Genomic DNA, 16,187 nt, shown 5'->3' on the forward strand with positions numbered 1-16,187 from the left:
CCACTAACGGCCTGCCGTGCGCACGGCGCAGGGTTAGCAGAGCTTGAAGGCATGTCAGCACCGCAGCCTCACGCCGGCCTTGGCGAAGCGGCGCAGCAAAATTCCACAGGCATGAAAAAGGGGCGCCGCAGCGCCCCTTGTCAAAGCCCGTCGTGCAGCTTTTTCAGCGCTGCACCTGGCTCACATCGCGCACTGCGCCGGTATCGGCGCTGGTGGTCAGCGCGGCATAGGCCTGCAGCGCGGCGGAGACCAGACGCTCACGCTTGACCGGCTTCCAGGCCTGGGCGCCGCGCGCTTCCATCGCCGTCTCGCGACGCATCAGCTCTTCATCGCTGATGGCGAGGTTGATGCTGCGATTGGGAATGTCGATCTCGATGGTGTCGCCATCTTCAATCAGGGCGATGCCGCCACCCATCGCCGCTTCCGGCGAGGCATGACCAATCGACAGGCCCGAGGTGCCGCCGGAGAAACGGCCGTCGGTGAGCAGCGCGCACTGCTTGCCGAGGCCTTGCGACTTCAGGTACGAGGTCGGGTAGAGCATCTCCTGCATGCCCGGGCCGCCCTTGGGGCCTTCGTAGCGGATGATCACGACATGGCCGGCCTGCACCTTGCCCTCGAGGATGCCCTCGACCGCGTCTTCCTGGCTCTCGAAAACAATCGCCTTGCCGGTGAACTTCCAGATCGATTCATCGACGCCAGCGGTCTTGACGATGCAACCCTTCTCGGCGATGTTGCCGAACAGCACGGCCAGGCCGCCGTCCTTGGAATAGGCGTTGCGCACATCGCGGATGCAGCCCTTGCTGCGATCCAGATCCAGCTCGGTGTAACGGCGCTCCTGGCTGAAGGCAACCTGGGTCGGCACGCCGCCGGGGGAGGCGCGGAAGAAGTCGAAGACCTTGTTGTCGTGCGCGTGCATGACGTCCCAGACATGGATCGCCTCGCCCAGGGTCTTGGTGTGCACGGTGTGCGTGTTGCGGTGGATCAGGCCGCCACGGTCCAGCTCGGCGAGAATTCCGATCACACCGCCAGCACGATGCACGTCTTCAATGTGGTACTTGTCGGTCGCCGGGGCGACCTTGCACAGACAGGGCACCTTGCGCGAAATGCGGTCGATGTCGGCCATCTTGAAATCGACGCCGGCTTCCTTGGCCGCAGCCAGCAGGTGCAGCACGGTATTGGTCGAGCCGCCCATCGCCACATCGAGACTCATGGCGTTCTCGAAAGCTTCGAAGGTGGCGATGTTGCGCGGCAGCACCGTGGCATCTTCCTGCTCGTAGTAGCGCTTGGCGAGTTCGACGATCAGGCGGCCGGCGCGCAGGAACAGCTGCTTGCGGTCGGCATGCGTGGCCACCACCGTGCCGTTGCCCGGCAGCGAGAGGCCCAGCGCTTCGGTCAGGCAGTTCATCGAATTGGCGGTGAACATGCCCGAGCAGGAGCCGCAGGTCGGGCAAGCCGAGCGCTCGATTTCGGCGACATCGGCATCCGAGACGCTCTTGTCAGCGGCCTTGACCATGGCGTCGACGAGGTCGAGCTTGATCACCTTTTGGCCGACCGGGTCGGTCATCGTGACCTTGCCGGCTTCCATCGGGCCGCCGGAGACGAAGACGACCGGGATATTGAGGCGCAGCGCCGCCATCAGCATGCCCGGGGTGATCTTGTCGCAGTTCGAGATGCACACCATGGCGTCGGCACAGTGGGCATTGACCATGTATTCGACCGAGTCGGCGATCAGCTCGCGGCTGGGCAGCGAATAAAGCATGCCGCCGTGACCCATGGCGATGCCGTCATCGACGGCGATGGTGTTGAATTCCTTGGCGATGCCGCCGGCCGCTTCGATCTCGCGTGCCACCAGCTGGCCCAGATCCTTGAGGTGCACGTGGCCGGGGACAAACTGCGTGAAGCTGTTGACCACGGCAATGATCGGCTTGCCGAAGTCGCCATCCTTCATGCCTGTGGCGCGCCACAGGGCGCGGGCGCCGGCCATGTTGCGGCCGTGGGTGGAAGTACGTGAACGGTAGTGCGGCATGGCAATCTCCGGGTCTTCATGTCGCGCGACATGATGATGTGGTTCAATTGAGCCCTCCATTTTAGCCCATGTGCCCCCTTCGCCCATGTTCGTTCACCCGCAGTTTGATCCGATTGCCGTTTCCATCGGCCCGCTCCACGTGCGCTGGTACGGTTTGATGTACCTCATCGCCTTCCTGTTGTTCGTCGCACTGGGCAAATATCGCGCACGCAAAAACCCCTTGTCCGGCTGGGCGCCGCTCGACCTGGATGACCTGTTGTTCGTTGGCGCCATCGGCGTGGTGCTCGGCGGGCGCCTGGGCTATGTGCTGTTCTACAAGTTCGGCTACTACCTGCAACACCCGCTGGAAATCTTCGCCATCTGGCAAGGCGGCATGAGCTTCCACGGCGGCTTCATCGGCGTACTGGTGGCCATGTATTTATATGGTCGGCGCACCCAGCGCAGCTTCCTGCAGGTGCTGGACTTCATCGCGCCGCTGGTGCCCACCGGCCTGGCCGCCGGGCGCATCGGCAATTTCATCAATGGCGAGCTGTGGGGCCGCGTCACGGCGCCCGACGCACCCTGGGCAATGATCTTCCCGCAAGCCCAGGCGGAAGATTTCGCTCAGGCCCAGGGCAATCCGGATCTGCTGCAGCTGATCACCCAATATGGCGGCTTGCCGCGTCACCCCTCGCAGCTCTACCAGATCGCCCTCGAAGGTCTGCTACTGTTCGCCATCCTGTGGTTCTACACGCGCAAGCCGCGTCCGCTCGGTGCTGCCTCAGCGCTGTTCCTGATCGGCTACGGCAGCTTCCGCTTCATTGCCGAATTCGCGCGCGAGCCCGACAGCTTCCTCGGCCTGCTCAGCATGGGGCTGTCGATGGGTCAGTGGCTGAGCCTGCCGATGGTTCTGGCCGGCATCGCACTGTGGATCTGGGCGCATCGACGCCGCAGCAATTAGTGCCTATAATCCGCCCCGTCATCGGGGAGTAGCCGCTGCCTTTACGGCAGCCCTGCATCAACAGACTTGGAACCGGCGCAATGCCGGGGCCATGGTGCAGGGAGTGTTTGCAGCACATGCGAACGCCTGGCGAGACCTTTGACTGCGCGCCGCCACAGGGCTGGCGAGGTGCGCAGTCATTGGTTCGCCTGGAAATCCAGTTCGCCGGCCCCGGAGTATTTCTGCATGGAAGCTTTTCTTGTCTCGACCGGTGTTGTTGCGCTCGGTGAAATGGGCGACAAAACCCAGTTGCTGGCCCTCGTCCTCGCCGCACGTTTTCGCAAACCCTGGCCCATCGTTGCCGGCATCCTCGCCGCCACCCTGATCAATCACGGCATGGCCGGCGCCGCCGGCGCCTGGCTGACCGAGGTGATCGGGCCGCAAATGCTGCGCTGGATCCTCGCCGCCTCGTTCATCGGCATGGCCTGCTGGATCATGGTGCCCGACAAGATCGATGAAGACGAACAGCCCAAGGGCCTGCGCTTTGGCGTTTTCAGTGCCACGCTGGTCGCCTTCTTTCTCGCCGAGATGGGCGACAAGACGCAGATCGCCACCATCGCCCTGGCCGCCAAGTACCAAGCCCTGGGCACCGTGGTGGCTGGCACCACGCTGGGCATGCTGATCGCCGACGTGCCGGTGGTGTTCTTGGGCGACAAGCTGACACGCCGCATCCCGATCCGCAGCATCCACCTGGTGTGCGCCGCGATCTTCATGCTGCTGGGCGTGCTGGCGCTGTTCAACGTGGGCGGCTAAAGCGCAGGCCGGGGAGCGTCGAATGCATGTCGGCGCCCCCGGCTTGAGTGATAATGCGCGATCTTTGAAGGAGCACGACATGACTGACCGCTACGCCATCATCGGCAATCCCATCGCCCAGGCCAAATCGCCGGCGCTGCAAATGGCTTTTGCCAAGCAGTGCGGTGAGAACCTGGAATACGGCGCCATCCTCGGGCCGATCGGTGGATTCGTTGAAGCGGTGCGGCAGTTCCAGCGCGAAGGCGGCCTGGGCATGAACATCACCATGCCCTTCAAGCTCGAAGCCTTTGCCCTCGCCGACGACCTGACGCCGCGTGCGCAAGCGGCCGGCGCAGTGAATATGTTCACGCTCAATACCGACGGCACCATCCTCGGTGACAACACCGATGGTTTCGGCATCACCCGCGACATCACCCACAACCTCGGTCGCAGCTTTGCCGGCCAGCGCGTGCTGGTGCTCGGCGCCGGCGGCGCGGTGCGCGGTGCGCTGCTGCCCTTCCTGGCCGAGAAGCCAGCCGAGATCTTCATCGCCAACCGCACGGCCGCCAAGGCCGTCGAGCTGGCCGAACAGTTCGGCGACCACGCCGGCACGACGCGCATCGGCGGCGGCGGCTTTGCCGACATCGCGGGCCGCTTCGATATCATCATCAACGGTTCGGCCTCCAGCATGACCGGCGAGGTGCCGCCGCTGCCCGCCGGCGTGTGGGATGCCGATTCGCTGGCCTACGACATGGCCTACAAGAAGGAGCCGACCGCCTTCGTGCTCGCCGCACAGGCCGCGGGCGTCCAGCAGACGGCCGATGGCCTGGGCATGGTGGTCGAACAAGGCGCCGAGTGCTTCTACCTGTGGCGCGGCATTCGCCCGGATACGGCACCGGTGATCGCTGCCCTGCGCGCCGCCTGATGGCCGCGCCGCAAAGCCCGCGCGGCAAAGCGCAGAGTTCTTCCGCACACAGTGGCGGCATGCGCCGCCAGCCGCGCCCGCCGGCGCTGCCACCGCTGCCCGCCGATTCGCTGGCGATGGCGCTGACCGTCGCGGCCGATGCCCTCGCCCATGTGCGCAAGGGCCACGCCCTCAACGACGGCCTGGCCGCGCTGTGGCAGCACTACCCCGATCTGCCGCCGGCTACGCGTGGCGCGGCGCAAGACCTGATCTTCGGCACCTTGCGCGACTACGGTCGCGGCGAGCGCATGCTGCGCAGCCTGTTGCAGCAGCCGCTCACCGAGCCGACCATCGACGGCTTGCTGCGCGTTGCCCTGCACCGCCTCGAAACGCGGCCCGATACCGCGCATACCCTGGTCGATCAGGCCGTCGAAGCGGCTGCGCGGATCGCCCGTGGCGGCCTCAAGTCGCTCACCAATGGCGTGCTGCGCAATGCGCTGCGCCAGTGGGATCAGCTTGTCGTGCAATGCAATGCCGACGAGGAAGCCAGCTTGCGCCATCCGCGCTGGTGGATCGCCGCCGTGCGCCGCAACCACCCCGAACATTGGCGCGAGATTCTCGCCGCCGCCAGCAGCCATCCGCCGATGAGCTTGCGCATCAATCCGCGCCGCACGACGCCGGACGCCGCCCGCAGCCAGCTTGAAGCCGCCGGCCACAGCCTGCGCGCACTGGGCAGCCACGCCTTCATGCTCGACAAGCCGATTCCGGTGGCCAGCCTGCCCGGTTATGCCGAAGGCCTGCTCTCGGTGCAGGACTGGGGCGCCCAGCAGGCAGCGCAACTGCTTGATCTGCAAGATGGCCAGCGCGTGCTCGATGCCTGCGCGGCGCCCGGCGGCAAGACCGCCCACATGCTGGAGCTGGCGGATATCCAGCTCACCGCGCTGGATGCCGACCCGCAGCGCACCCAGCGCGTCGCCGCGCAGCTGAGCCGCCTGGGCCTGTCGGCCCAGCTCAAGGCAGTCGATTGCCGCGCCACCGCCAGCTGGTGGGATGGCCAGGCTTTCGACCGCATCCTGGCCGATGTGCCCTGCTCGGCGTCGGGTGTGGTGCGTCGCCACCCGGACATCAAATGGTTGCGCGAACAAGACGATGTTGCGCGTTTTGCAACACTTCAGGCGCAAATCCTCGATGCGCTGTGGCCAACACTGGCCGTCGGCGGAAAAATGCTTTATGTGACATGTTCTGTCTTCGCCGAAGAGAACAGCCTGCAAGTGGCACGCTTCGCGGCACGGCACGCCGACTGCCAACGCCTTGCGTTCGCCGACGGTGTTCCCGAGAAGCGCTGGCTACCCGGCCCCGATCATGATGGTTTCTATTTTGCCCTGTTACAAAAGCGCCCCGCTGCTTGAACGGCTCGCCGCCTGGCTCGGCTGTCTGCTGCTGTGTCTGCTACCGCTGACACTGCAGGCTGAAACACGCCATCTGGACGTGCAGTTTGCCGAGCTGGTGCCGCTGGACAACCGCTATGTGGTCAATGCCTCGCTGACCGGCGAGCCGCCGGCGCGCATCGAGGAGCTGGTGCAAGGCGGTGTGGTGATGCCCTTCATCGTCGAATTCTCGCTGCACAAGCCGCGCTGGTACTGGTTCAACGAAGTGATTACCGAGCAGACCCTCGACATCCGCCTCGCCTACCACGCGCTGACGCGGCAATACCGCCTTAATGTTGGTGGCGTCACCCACAGCTTCGCCAGCTTCGAGCAGGCCTTCTCGGCGCTGCGCTCGCTGCGCAACTGGCCGGTCCTCGAACGTGGCCAGCTGCGCCCCGGCGAGAGCTATGAAGCCGCACTGCGCCTGCGCCTCGATACCGCGCAGCTGCCCAAGCCGTTCCAGGTCGCCTCGCTGAGCGGCCGCGATCTGAACCTGAGCACCGGCTGGACACGCTGGACCTTCATCAATCCGCTGAAATGAACGGTCCCGGCACCGTGCCGCCGCGCCCGCCCGCTCCACGAGGCCGCTGAATGCGCGCACGCGTCACGCGAAGACTGGTCGTCATCAGCGCGCTGCTCGGTGCGGTGCTGCTATTCCTGCTCGCCTCGGCCGGTTCGAACACCTCGCTGTTCGCGCGCAACTACCCGCTGCTGCTCGGCGCCAATGCGGTGGTCGCGCTGGCGCTGTTCGTGCTGGTCAGCGTGCAGCTGCGTACGCTGTGGCGCGAATACCGCCAGCGCCGCTTCGGCTCGCGGCTCAAGCTCAAGCTGATCGCCATGTTCGTGCTGCTCTCGGTGCTGCCGGGCAGCATCATCTACTTTGTGTCGGTACAGTTTGCTGTGCAATCGGTGGAGTCCTCTTACAACGCCAAGCTCGATCAGACCCTGGAATCCGGCCTGACCCTGGGCCGCAGTGCGCTCGACGCCCTGCTCGACCAGCTCGCCGAACGTGCCCGCGATGCCGCACTGGAACTCGGCGACATCGGCCAGACGCCCAGCCTGCCGGCCCTCACCCGCCTGCGTGACAACCTCGGCGTGGCCAATGCCAGCGTGCTCTCGGCCAGCGGCCGCGTGCTGGTGTCGGCGGGGGAAGATCTGCGCTCGCTGCTACCCGAGGCGCCAGAGAGCATGCAGCTGCGCCAGGCGCGGCAGACCCAGGGCTGGCGTGCGGTGGAAACCGATGGTCGCGGTGGTCTGGTGCTGCGCGCCGTGGTGCCGATTCCAAGCCGCCAGTTGTCCTCCGACAGCCTGCTGCTGCAGATCATGCAGCCGGTGCCAGAGAGCCTCGCGCACAGCGCCGAGAGCATCCAGACCCTGCATCAGGATTACCAGGAGCTGCTGCTGGCGCGCCAGGGCCTCAAGCACATCTACCTGATCACCCTGACCCTGGGCCTGCTGCTGGCGGTGTTCGCCGCCATCGCCATCGCTTTCGTGTTTGCGCGTTCGCTGTCGGCACCGCTGTCGATCCTCGCCGAGGGCACGCAAGCGGTGGCCTCGGGCGACTTCTCGCCGCGCCAGGCCTTGCCGGCGCGTGACGAGCTGGGCGTGCTGACGCAAAGCTTCAACCGCATGACGCGGCAATTGCAGGACGCCCGCGCGCTGGCCGAGAAGAACAGCGCGGCCGTCGATGCGGCCCGCGCCTATCTCGAAAGTGTGCTGACCAATCTGTCCGCCGGGGTGCTGGCCTTCTCGGCCGACGGTCGCCTGCGCGCCGCCAACCGTGGCGCGCTGAACAGCTTGCGCGACGATCTGAACAGCGTCTCCGAAGTACCGCTGAGCGACTGGACCCAGCACACCCTGTTCCGCGACGCGATCCTCACCGGCTTTGCCGAACGCGAGGGTGACTGGCACCAGCAGCTGGAAATCGACCGTGGCAATGGTGATGTGCAAACCCTGCTGCTGCACGGCTCGCGCCTGCCCGAGGGCAGCGGCGGCGGCTTCGTGGTGGTGTTCGACGACATCTCGCAGCTGATCTCGGCACAGCGCAATGCGGCCTGGGCCGAAGTGGCGCGACGTCTGGCGCACGAAATCAAGAATCCGCTGACGCCCATCCAGCTGGCCGCCGAGCGTCTGGAAATGCGCCTCACCGAACAGCTCGACGCAGCCGGACGCGACCTGCTGGCGCGTGCCACGCGGACCATCGTCAACCAGGTCGAGTCGATGAAACTGCTGGTCAACAGCTTCCGCGACTACGCCCGCATGCCGCCGCCAACCCTCGCCAGCGTGGACCTCAATGCGCTGATCCGCGAAGTGCTGGTGCTCTACGAGAGCACCGCGGCGCCGATCATTACCCAGCTCCCCGCCAATCTGCCGGCAGTGCGTGCCGACTCGGCGCAGCTGCGCCAGGTGATCCACAACCTGCTGCAGAACGCGCAGCAAGCCCTGGCCGAGCAGAACGACGGGCATCTGTACCTGCAAACGCGCCACGACGGACGCCGCGTCGAGCTGAGTTTGCGCGACAACGGCCCGGGTTTTCCGCAGGCCACGCTGACGCGCGCCTTCGAACCCTATGTCACCAGCAAGACGCGCGGCACCGGCCTGGGGCTGGCCATCGTCAAGAAGATCATCGACGAACATCGCGGCGAAATCAGCCTCGGCAATCTGCCCGAGGGCGGTGCTGAAGTGCGCATCCGTCTGCCGCTGGCTTGAACTTGTGTGTCAGCTGCAATCTGCTCGATGAAACTGTTACAGTAGTGGCGTAAACACAACACCCTTTCGGATCACTGTGGCAAAAATTCTTGTCGTCGACGATGAAGTCGGCATCCGCGAACTACTCTCAGAAATCCTGCGCGATGACGCCCACGATGTGGTGCTGGCAGCGAACGCCGCCGAGGCACGCGCAGCGCGCCAGGCCGGCAAGCCGGATCTGGTGTTGCTCGACATCTGGATGCCGGACACCGACGGCGTCACCCTGCTCAAGGAATGGGCGGCCAATGGCCAGCTGAGCATGCCGGTGGTGATGATGTCGGGCCACGGCACCATCGACACCGCCGTCGAAGCGATCCGCTTCGGCGCCGTCGACTTCCTCGAAAAACCGATTGCCCTGCAAAAGCTGCTCAGCGCCGTCAAGCGCGCCTTGCAGCGCCAGCCCACGCGCAGCCGCGCGCACATGACGCTGGCCAACTTCACCCGTTCGCCGGCCCTGCGCGATCTGCGCAAGCGCCTCGAACAGATCGCCCAGAAGTCGCGCGTGGTCCTGCTGCGCGTCGGCGCTGGCTCGCTGGCCGAGCTCTGCGCACGCACCCAGCAGACGCCCGGCGGCGCCTGGCTGGATCTGGGCAGTGTCGGCCAGCCGCTGGAGCTGCAAGCGCTCGAATCGGCGCGCGGCGGCCTGCTGTTCGTCGAAAACATCGCCCTGCTCACGCGCGCCCAGCAAAAGAATCTGGCTTTCGCACTGGAACGCCTGGAGCGTTACGAGCTGCGCCTGATCGTCGCCAGTGATCGCAGCCCGGACGCCTTGCTCGCCGAGGGCTGGGATCCGCTGCTGATCCGCCGCCTGTTTGAAATCTCGCTGGTCCCGCCATCGATGGCCGAGCTGCGTGAGGAAGTGCCGGACATGGCGCAGCAGATCCTCTCGCACTTCGTCGAAGCGGGCGACGTACCACCACGCGTGCTGTCGACCGGCGCGCTCAATGCGCTGCGCAACTGCAGCTGGCCGGGCGGCTTCTTCGAACTCAAATCGACGATCCGCTCGCTGGCGCTATCGACCCTGGAAGAAGAAATCTCGCAGGAAGAAGCGGTACGCAGCGTCTCGCAGGCGACGACCACGGCGCTCTCTCTGCCGCTCGACATGCCACTGCGCGAAGCGCGTGAAACCTTCGAACGCCTGTATTTCGAATACCACCTGCAGCTTGAAGACGGCAACATCACGCGCCTGGCCGACAAAGCCGGTCTGGAGCGCACCCATCTTTATCGCAAACTCAAACAGCTGGGCGTACCACTGAGCCGCCGCAGCGGCGACTGAGTCAGCGCAAGGCGGAAAAAAAAGCAGCCTGTGTCACGCGGACACAGGCTGCTTTTTTAATATGTGAGAAGTGAGCGGCGTTTGAATACATGCTCGCCAACTGGCCTCGCCGCCGTCGCCGGAAGCATGCCGCCGCTCACATCGTCTTTACGGCGCAGCTGCACAAAACTTGAGCGCAGCGCATCAATTCCACTCAGGCGCTGTTACGCAGAACCTGATGCGGCGCCGGGATCGGCCAGCCAGACTCGCCACCGACGGCCAGAATCACCTTGTTGGTATCGAAATACACTTGCCAGTAATCCTTGTTGTGAGTGTAGGGACGCACCACCAGCTTGGTGCCGGCCGCATTGAATTCGAGAATCTCGACATCCGGCGCCGGGCTCGCCACCACGTTCGGAATCTGCGCGACGCGCGTCTTGAGCGCCGCTATCGCGGCATGCACATCGACGCCATGTGCCAGCTGCGCCGTCAGATCAACGCGGCGATAGGCATTGCTGCTGTAGTTGATGATGTTGTCGGAGAACAGCTTGTTGTTGGCCACCACGGTGCGCACATTGTCCGGCTGGTCGATGACACTGGCAAAGATGCCGATCTCATTGACCGTGCCGGTGATGCCGGCGGCCGAAATGAAGTCGCCAACGCGGATCGGGCGGAACAGGATGAGGAACACGCCGGCTGCGAAATTGGCCAGCAGACCCGACCAGGCCATGCCGACAGCCACCCCGGCCGCCGCAATCAGTGCCGCAAAGGACGCAGTTTCAATGCCGAACAGGCTGAGCACGGCGATCACCAGCAGGATGCGCAGGGTGACGCCGATGGTTGATTCCAGATATTCAATCAGGGTCGCATCGAGGCCGCGTGCCGACATGCCGCGTCGCGACAGCGCCTTGACGGCCTTGATCACCCAGCCGCCCAGCATCCACAGCACAATGGCGCCCAGGAGGCGGGTGCCGAAGGGCACGAGGTTCTGCAAAATCAGCTGATCGAGATCCGCCAAGGCATTGAAATCCATTCTTCGCTCCTGTCATCGACTGCGGGCTCGCGGCCCGTACGACGAGCAGATTAACGCATCGCGAAAAACGATCTGTGACGATTTGTGGCATGGCGCGAAGCGCCGGAGAGCTAGGCCAGTTCGATCTCGGCGCTGGCCTGCAAAGCCTTGATGAGTTTTTCCGGGGTGATGATATTGAGGCGGTCGCGATAGATCGGCCGGCGGTTGAGCGCCAGCAGCATCTTGTCCCGCGTGATCAGCAGATGCGCCTCGCCCTCCCAGGCGAGCTGGAGGAACTTCTGATCATCGCGATCCTTGCAGCGCGGCAGCGCCGCAGCGGCCAGCATCTGTGCTTCATCAGGATCTGCCAGGCACTCCGTCACGCCCTGATATTCCGCCAGCACGCTGGCCTGCTTCTCCGGCGCAATGCCGAACTGACGGTAGGCCAACACACGTTCGAGCTCTTCGAGGCACTCGCGGCGCGTCAGCAGCACGGAATTGCGCGCACGCAGCCAGGCCAGCAGGGACAGCAGCTTGGGGTCACAGAAGTGCCAGAAAGCCATTACGACATTGGTGTCGAGCACGACACGCAAGGGGCTGCCCGCAGGCGGCAATTGAAGGGTATGGGTCGTCATGGAAAAACTTCAGCGTCGCTGGCTATGTTCACGCAACCAGTGCGCAAAAGCGGTTTCGTCGAGTTCGCCGGCGGCGAGCGCGAGCATGGCTGTCGTAGCCTCTAACTGCGTGGCATGGAGACGGTAGCCATTCATCGCCAGGAACAAACCCACACAGAGGAATGCTGCGCGCTTGTTACCATCCACGAACGGATGGTTTTTGGCGACGCCGACAGCATAAGCCGCACCGAGATCGGCAAAATCCGGCGTGCCATACAGAGAATGATTGACGGGTCTGGCAAGCGCAGAATCAAGCAAGCCCTCGTCACGCATGCCACTGGCGCCGCCATGCTCGGCAAGGCTCTCATCGTGCAGCAAGAGCAGCGCCTGCTTGTTCACCCAAACCCAAGCCATGAGTAGTTACTTGGCCAGGGTATGAAAAGTATCGCGAAACTCACGCATGAAATCTCGACCCGCTTCAAGCTGCGCAGCAAGACTGGGATCATACGGCGTCAAGGAAACACCATCCGGCGACTCCGTCACAAAAACCGTGTCGCCCTTTTCCAGTTTGAGGCGCGCCAGTACTTCCTTGGGCAGGATGACGCCGACGGAATTACCGATCTGGGTGAGTTTGAGTGCGTGCATGATGGCCTCGGGCGATGTTATTACGGATGTAATACTAGCCTGTCAGGCGCCTGGCCGCCAGCCTGGGCCTCTGCCTGCCGACTCAGTCCAGCACGCGCAGCGGCATGTCGAGGCTCAGATACCCTGCATTCTCGGCTATCAGGTTCATGCCGAACAGGACGCCGGCGGGTGTCTTGCGGAATTTCGCCAGGCTGCGCAGCGGTTCCTGGTCGAGCGATTTCTCGCCGCTATCCGGATCGACGGTGGTGAACACGCAGCGCTCACAGGGCTTTTCGACCGAGAACACGACATCCCCGATCGCAATGCGCCGCCAGCCATCTTCGGCAAAAGCTGCGCCACCGCTGATCACGATATTGGGCCGGAAGCGCGCCATCGCCATCGGGCGCCCCACCTGCGCATCGAGCACGGCCAGCGAATCGCTACTGGTCAGCAAGATCGGATAACTGTCGGCGAAGGCCACCGGCAGCTCGGGGCGGCGCTTGATGCGTCGTGTGCTTTGCTCGCCGATATAGAGCAGGCGCGCCGGCCGGCCGAGGAAACAGCTGAGCCAGGCATCGCCCTCGGCACTGCCGGCCCAGGCGCTGAAGTCGGTGCCGTGAATCCAGGCCAGGCTTGCGTCCTGCATCGCCGCGCAGGCGACACGCAGCGCATCCATGCCCGGCGCCGAAAGCTGCACATGGTCCGCTGCAGCGGCGGCGCGCAACAGCACCAGACGCGGCTCGTCGCGCCCGGTGATCATCCGCCCGTGCGGATCGGCCGCCATCCAGCGCCGGTCGAAGGCGAGGCCCAGCGGATCGACAGGCACTTCGCTCAGCGCTTCGCCGTGACAGGATTTGAGCGGATAACGGTAGAGACCGGTAATACGTATGTCACTCATCGCACACTCTTGTCCAGACGCATCTTGACGTAACTGCCCGGCGCGTCTTCGAGCACTTCAAGCTTGCCCTGCGCCGGATCACGCGGCGCCACCTGCTTGTCATCCTGCGCCAGCAACCAGGCCTGCCAATCCGGCCACCACGAACCGGCATGCTGCTCGGCGCTGGCGTACCAGTCTTCCGCCGTCGCAGCCAGCTCAGGCGCGCTCCAGTACGCGTATTTGTTGGCGACAGGCGGATTGACCACGCCGGCGATGTGGCCCGAACCGCCGAGCACGAAGCGCACCGGCCCGCTGAACAGCTGGGCGCCCAGATAGGTGGTTTTCCAGGGTGCGATGTGGTCTTCGATGGTCGAGATGAAATAGCTCGGCGCCTTGACCTTGGCAAGGTCGATTTTCGTCCCCAGCACCTCGATGCCGCCCGGCTCGCGCAATGCATTTTTCATGTACATATTACGCAGGTAGAAGCTGTGCATCTTCGCCGGCATGCGCGTCGAATCGGAATTCCAGTACAGCAGGTCGAAGGGGAACGGGTCCTTGCCGAGCAGATAGTTGTTGATGACGAAGGACCAGATTAGGTCGTTGGAACGCATCATGTTGAAGGTATTGGCCATCTCGCTGCCTTCGAGATAACCGCGCTCCTCCATCTTCTTTTCCAGATTGCGCACCTGCTCTTCGTCGATGAACACACCCAGTTCGCCGGGCGCCGAGAAGTCCAGCAAGCTGGTGAAATAGCTTGCGCTGGCGATGCGCTTGTCACGCTTGGCCGCGAGGTAGGCCATCGTCGTGCCCAGCAAGGTACCGCCCAGGCAATAGCCCGCCGCATTCAGGCTGCTCGCGCCGGTTTGCTCGAGAACCTTGTCCACCGCGCTGAGCAAACCTTCCTGCACGTAGTCATCAAAACCCTTGTCGGCCAGCCGCGCGTCCGGATTGACCCAGCTCATCACGAACACCGTGTGGCCCTGATCGACCAGCCACTTGATCAGCGAATTCTTCTCGCGCAGATCGAGCACGTAATACTTGTTGATCCACGGCGGCACGATCAGCAGCGGACGCGCGAAGACCTTGTCGGTCGTCGGCGTGTACTGCAGCAGCTGGAACAGCGCGTTTTCGAACACCACCTTGCCCGGCGTGGTCGCCACATTCTTGCCGAGGGCGAACGCGCTGGTATCGGTCATGCGGATCTTCAGCTGGCCGTCGCCTTCCTCGATGTCGCGCAGCAGATTGTTGAAGCCCTTGACCAGATTCTGCCCATGACTGCGCACCGTCTCGCGAAACACCTGCGGATTGGTCAGCACGAAGTTCGACGGCGACAAGGCATCGACATAGCTGCGCGTGAAGAAATTGACCTTCTTGCGCGTAATCTCATCGAGTCCGTCGATATTGGCCACGCTGTCGTGAATATGGCGGGCGGTGATCAGGTAGGACTGCTTGATGTAGTCGAAGAGAAAACAGTCCTGCCAGTCCTCGTCCTTGAAGCGCTTGTCATCCCGCGCCGGCGTGGCCACCGGATCGGGATGGAAACCCATGAAGCGCTGCATGCTGTTCTGCCACAGCGAGAAGTAATCCCACACCAGGCTCATCTGTACCTGCGCCAGGCGCAGCGGATCGGCAAACAGCTTGCTGGTCATGTCCATGAAGGCGCGCGCCAGCCCCAGCTCATCGCTGGGCGCCGTCATGCCACGCGAGAGCTGGCGACCGACGTGGTCGGAGAGCAAGCGTGCACTGCGCTCGGCGACCTCGGCATAGGTCTGCGCCAGTTCCGCCGGATCAGGCAGTGCCGCTGCCTCCTTGTCGCTAGTCTTGCCTTGCTGCGCTTGAGCCATGATGTCTCCTCATTTGTTGTTGTCAGGCGCGCCGCTGGAAACGCGCGACGCCTTGCTGATCGTCACACTGCTCCACCAGGCCGCGCCGCGCGAGGTGGTTGAGATGGGCAATCGTCTCGCCCAGCGCGAACATCAGCTGGTGCATGTCCAGCTCGCGCAGGAACAGGGTGCCGAGCAGATCCGTCGCGCTGCGCGGCGCTTCCAGCGCCGACAACAGCAGGGCATCGCGCTCGGCGTGATGCACTTCGAGCTGCTTGATGCGCGCATGCACACCACGGAACGGCAGACCATGCGAAGGCAGCACCAGGGTGTCGGCCGGCAGCACCGCGAAGCGCCGCACCGAGTCGAGGAAGCGCTGGATCGAGTCCTCCTGCGGCATGGTCGAGGGCACGTTCACATTGGTGGTGATGCGCGGCAGCAGCATGTCGCCGGAAATCAGCACGCCCAGTTCCGCGCAGTACAGCGAGGCGTGCTCGGGCGAATGGCCGTAGCCCATGATCACCTGCCAGCGCTGACCGGCGAGCGTCAGGACATCGCCATCGAGCATGCGCAGGAAGCTTGTCGGCAGGGCTGGCACGCCTTTGGCATAGACGTTGCCGCGCTGCATGAAGCGCTCGCAACGCTCGGCGTCGAGGCCGTGGCGGCGGAAGTGTTCCACCATCGCCGCCACCGTGCAGCCGGCCGTTTGCGTCAGCAGGGCGTGGCCGAGCAGGTATTCGGCCTGGCTCATCCACACCGGCGCAGCGTGCTGGCGGGCGAGAAAGTCGGCATTGCCGGCGTGATCAGGGTGGTAATGGGTCAGCACGATCTGCTGCAAGCGCTCGCCACTGGCCGCAAAATAGTTCTGCCACAGCGCCTGCGTTGCCGCGTCGCCCAGGCCGGTATCGACCAGCACGCAGTGCTCACCCTCGCCGAGCAGCCACAGATTTATATGATTGAGCGAGAACGGCAGCGGCATGCACAGCCAGCGCAGACCGGGCAGGATAGGCTGACAGATGCCTGCAGCCGGGCGGTTCGGGACCAGGTAATCGAGTTCGTACACAGATTTGGCGCGGCTTGGCAACAGAAGTCCCCGATGATGGCGCAATGCAGGGCCAGCCGGCAAGCCGGGCAAACCACTGTATCGAAGGGGCATGCACACCAGC

15 protein-coding genes and 1 riboswitch are annotated in these 16,187 nt (G+C 64.2%); of the genes, 7 read left to right on the top strand and 8 right to left on the bottom strand.

All coding sequences use genetic code 11. From position 1 onward, the window contains the following. Positions 1-163 precede the first annotated feature (163 nt). The gene (gene ilvD, locus ABDB84_RS01525) at positions 164-2,026 is read right to left on the bottom strand and encodes a dihydroxy-acid dehydratase (RefSeq protein ID WP_345917904.1); all 1,863 of its coding nucleotides are present in this window, start codon (positions 2,024-2,026) and stop codon (positions 164-166) included. Between the two features lie 85 nt (positions 2,027-2,111). Between ilvD and lgt the strand changes: the two genes are divergently transcribed. The 7 genes from lgt to ABDB84_RS01560 all read left to right on the top strand — a co-directional run bounded on the left by lgt (position 2,112) and on the right by ABDB84_RS01560 (position 10,092). After that, positions 2,112-2,966 carry a prolipoprotein diacylglyceryl transferase gene (lgt, locus tag ABDB84_RS01530; protein WP_345917905.1) on the top strand — a complete coding sequence of 285 codons (855 nt, stop codon included), beginning with the start codon at positions 2,112-2,114 and terminating at the stop codon, positions 2,964-2,966. Between the two features lie 11 nt (positions 2,967-2,977). Next, positions 2,978-3,164, top strand: a riboswitch (yybP-ykoY riboswitch). 27 nt (positions 3,165-3,191) lie between these two features. Further along, on the top strand, positions 3,192-3,758 hold the full coding sequence (locus tag ABDB84_RS01535; RefSeq protein ID WP_345917906.1) for a TMEM165/GDT1 family protein: 567 nt from the start codon (positions 3,192-3,194) through the stop codon (positions 3,756-3,758). Between the two features lie 79 nt (positions 3,759-3,837). Next, positions 3,838-4,662: a shikimate dehydrogenase gene (aroE, locus tag ABDB84_RS01540; protein ID WP_345917907.1), complete on the top strand. Its 825-nt coding sequence runs from the start codon at positions 3,838-3,840 to the stop codon at positions 4,660-4,662. Positions 4,663-4,721: 59 nt separating this feature from the next. Further along, complete coding sequence (gene rsmB / locus ABDB84_RS01545) at positions 4,722-6,050, top strand: 16S rRNA (cytosine(967)-C(5))-methyltransferase RsmB (protein WP_428715066.1); 1,329 nt, start codon at positions 4,722-4,724, stop codon at positions 6,048-6,050. Beyond that, a complete protein-coding gene (locus ABDB84_RS01550; RefSeq protein ID WP_345917909.1) occupies positions 6,004-6,609 on the top strand; it encodes a DUF4390 domain-containing protein in 606 nt (201 codons plus the stop codon). The genes rsmB and ABDB84_RS01550 overlap by 47 nt, the downstream gene beginning before the upstream one ends. Before the next feature lie 50 nt (positions 6,610-6,659). Further along, the gene (locus tag ABDB84_RS01555) at positions 6,660-8,777 is read left to right on the top strand and encodes a sensor histidine kinase (RefSeq protein WP_345917910.1); all 2,118 of its coding nucleotides are present in this window, start codon (positions 6,660-6,662) and stop codon (positions 8,775-8,777) included. 76 nt (positions 8,778-8,853) lie between these two features. After that, on the top strand, positions 8,854-10,092 hold the full coding sequence (locus ABDB84_RS01560; protein WP_345917911.1) for a sigma-54-dependent transcriptional regulator: 1,239 nt from the start codon (positions 8,854-8,856) through the stop codon (positions 10,090-10,092). Positions 10,093-10,285: 193 nt separating this feature from the next. Here ABDB84_RS01560 and ABDB84_RS01565 read toward each other — a convergent pair whose 3' ends face one another. The 7 genes from ABDB84_RS01565 to ABDB84_RS01595 form a co-directional block, all read right to left on the bottom strand. After that, the gene (locus tag ABDB84_RS01565; RefSeq protein WP_345917912.1) at positions 10,286-11,104 is read right to left on the bottom strand and encodes a mechanosensitive ion channel family protein; all 819 of its coding nucleotides are present in this window, start codon (positions 11,102-11,104) and stop codon (positions 10,286-10,288) included. Between the two features lie 110 nt (positions 11,105-11,214). Beyond that, positions 11,215-11,718, bottom strand: a complete 504-nt coding sequence (locus ABDB84_RS01570; RefSeq protein ID WP_345917913.1) for a putative toxin-antitoxin system toxin component, PIN family — start codon at positions 11,716-11,718, stop codon at positions 11,215-11,217. Positions 11,719-11,727: 9 nt separating this feature from the next. Next, positions 11,728-12,096: a type II toxin-antitoxin system death-on-curing family toxin gene (locus tag ABDB84_RS01575; RefSeq protein ID WP_345917914.1), complete on the bottom strand. Its 369-nt coding sequence runs from the start codon at positions 12,094-12,096 to the stop codon at positions 11,728-11,730. A 21-nt stretch (positions 12,097-12,117) separates the two neighbouring features. Next, positions 12,118-12,342: an AbrB/MazE/SpoVT family DNA-binding domain-containing protein gene (locus tag ABDB84_RS01580; protein WP_345917915.1), complete on the bottom strand. Its 225-nt coding sequence runs from the start codon at positions 12,340-12,342 to the stop codon at positions 12,118-12,120. Positions 12,343-12,424: 82 nt separating this feature from the next. Then, on the bottom strand, positions 12,425-13,219 hold the full coding sequence (locus ABDB84_RS01585; protein ID WP_345917916.1) for an MOSC domain-containing protein: 795 nt from the start codon (positions 13,217-13,219) through the stop codon (positions 12,425-12,427). Continuing rightward, positions 13,216-15,042 (bottom strand): PHA/PHB synthase family protein, encoded by a 1,827-nt coding sequence (locus ABDB84_RS01590; RefSeq protein WP_345917917.1) that lies wholly within the window; start codon positions 15,040-15,042, stop codon positions 13,216-13,218. Before ABDB84_RS01590 ends, ABDB84_RS01585 begins: the two co-directional genes overlap by 4 nt. A gap of 22 nt (positions 15,043-15,064) precedes the next feature. Next, positions 15,065-16,084, bottom strand: a complete 1,020-nt coding sequence (locus tag ABDB84_RS01595; protein ID WP_345917918.1) for an MBL fold metallo-hydrolase — start codon at positions 16,082-16,084, stop codon at positions 15,065-15,067. Positions 16,085-16,187 lie beyond the last annotated feature (103 nt).

This window comes from Uliginosibacterium sediminicola (genome assembly GCF_039631295.1).
GTDB lineage: Bacteria > Pseudomonadota > Gammaproteobacteria > Burkholderiales > Rhodocyclaceae > Viridibacterium > Viridibacterium sediminicola.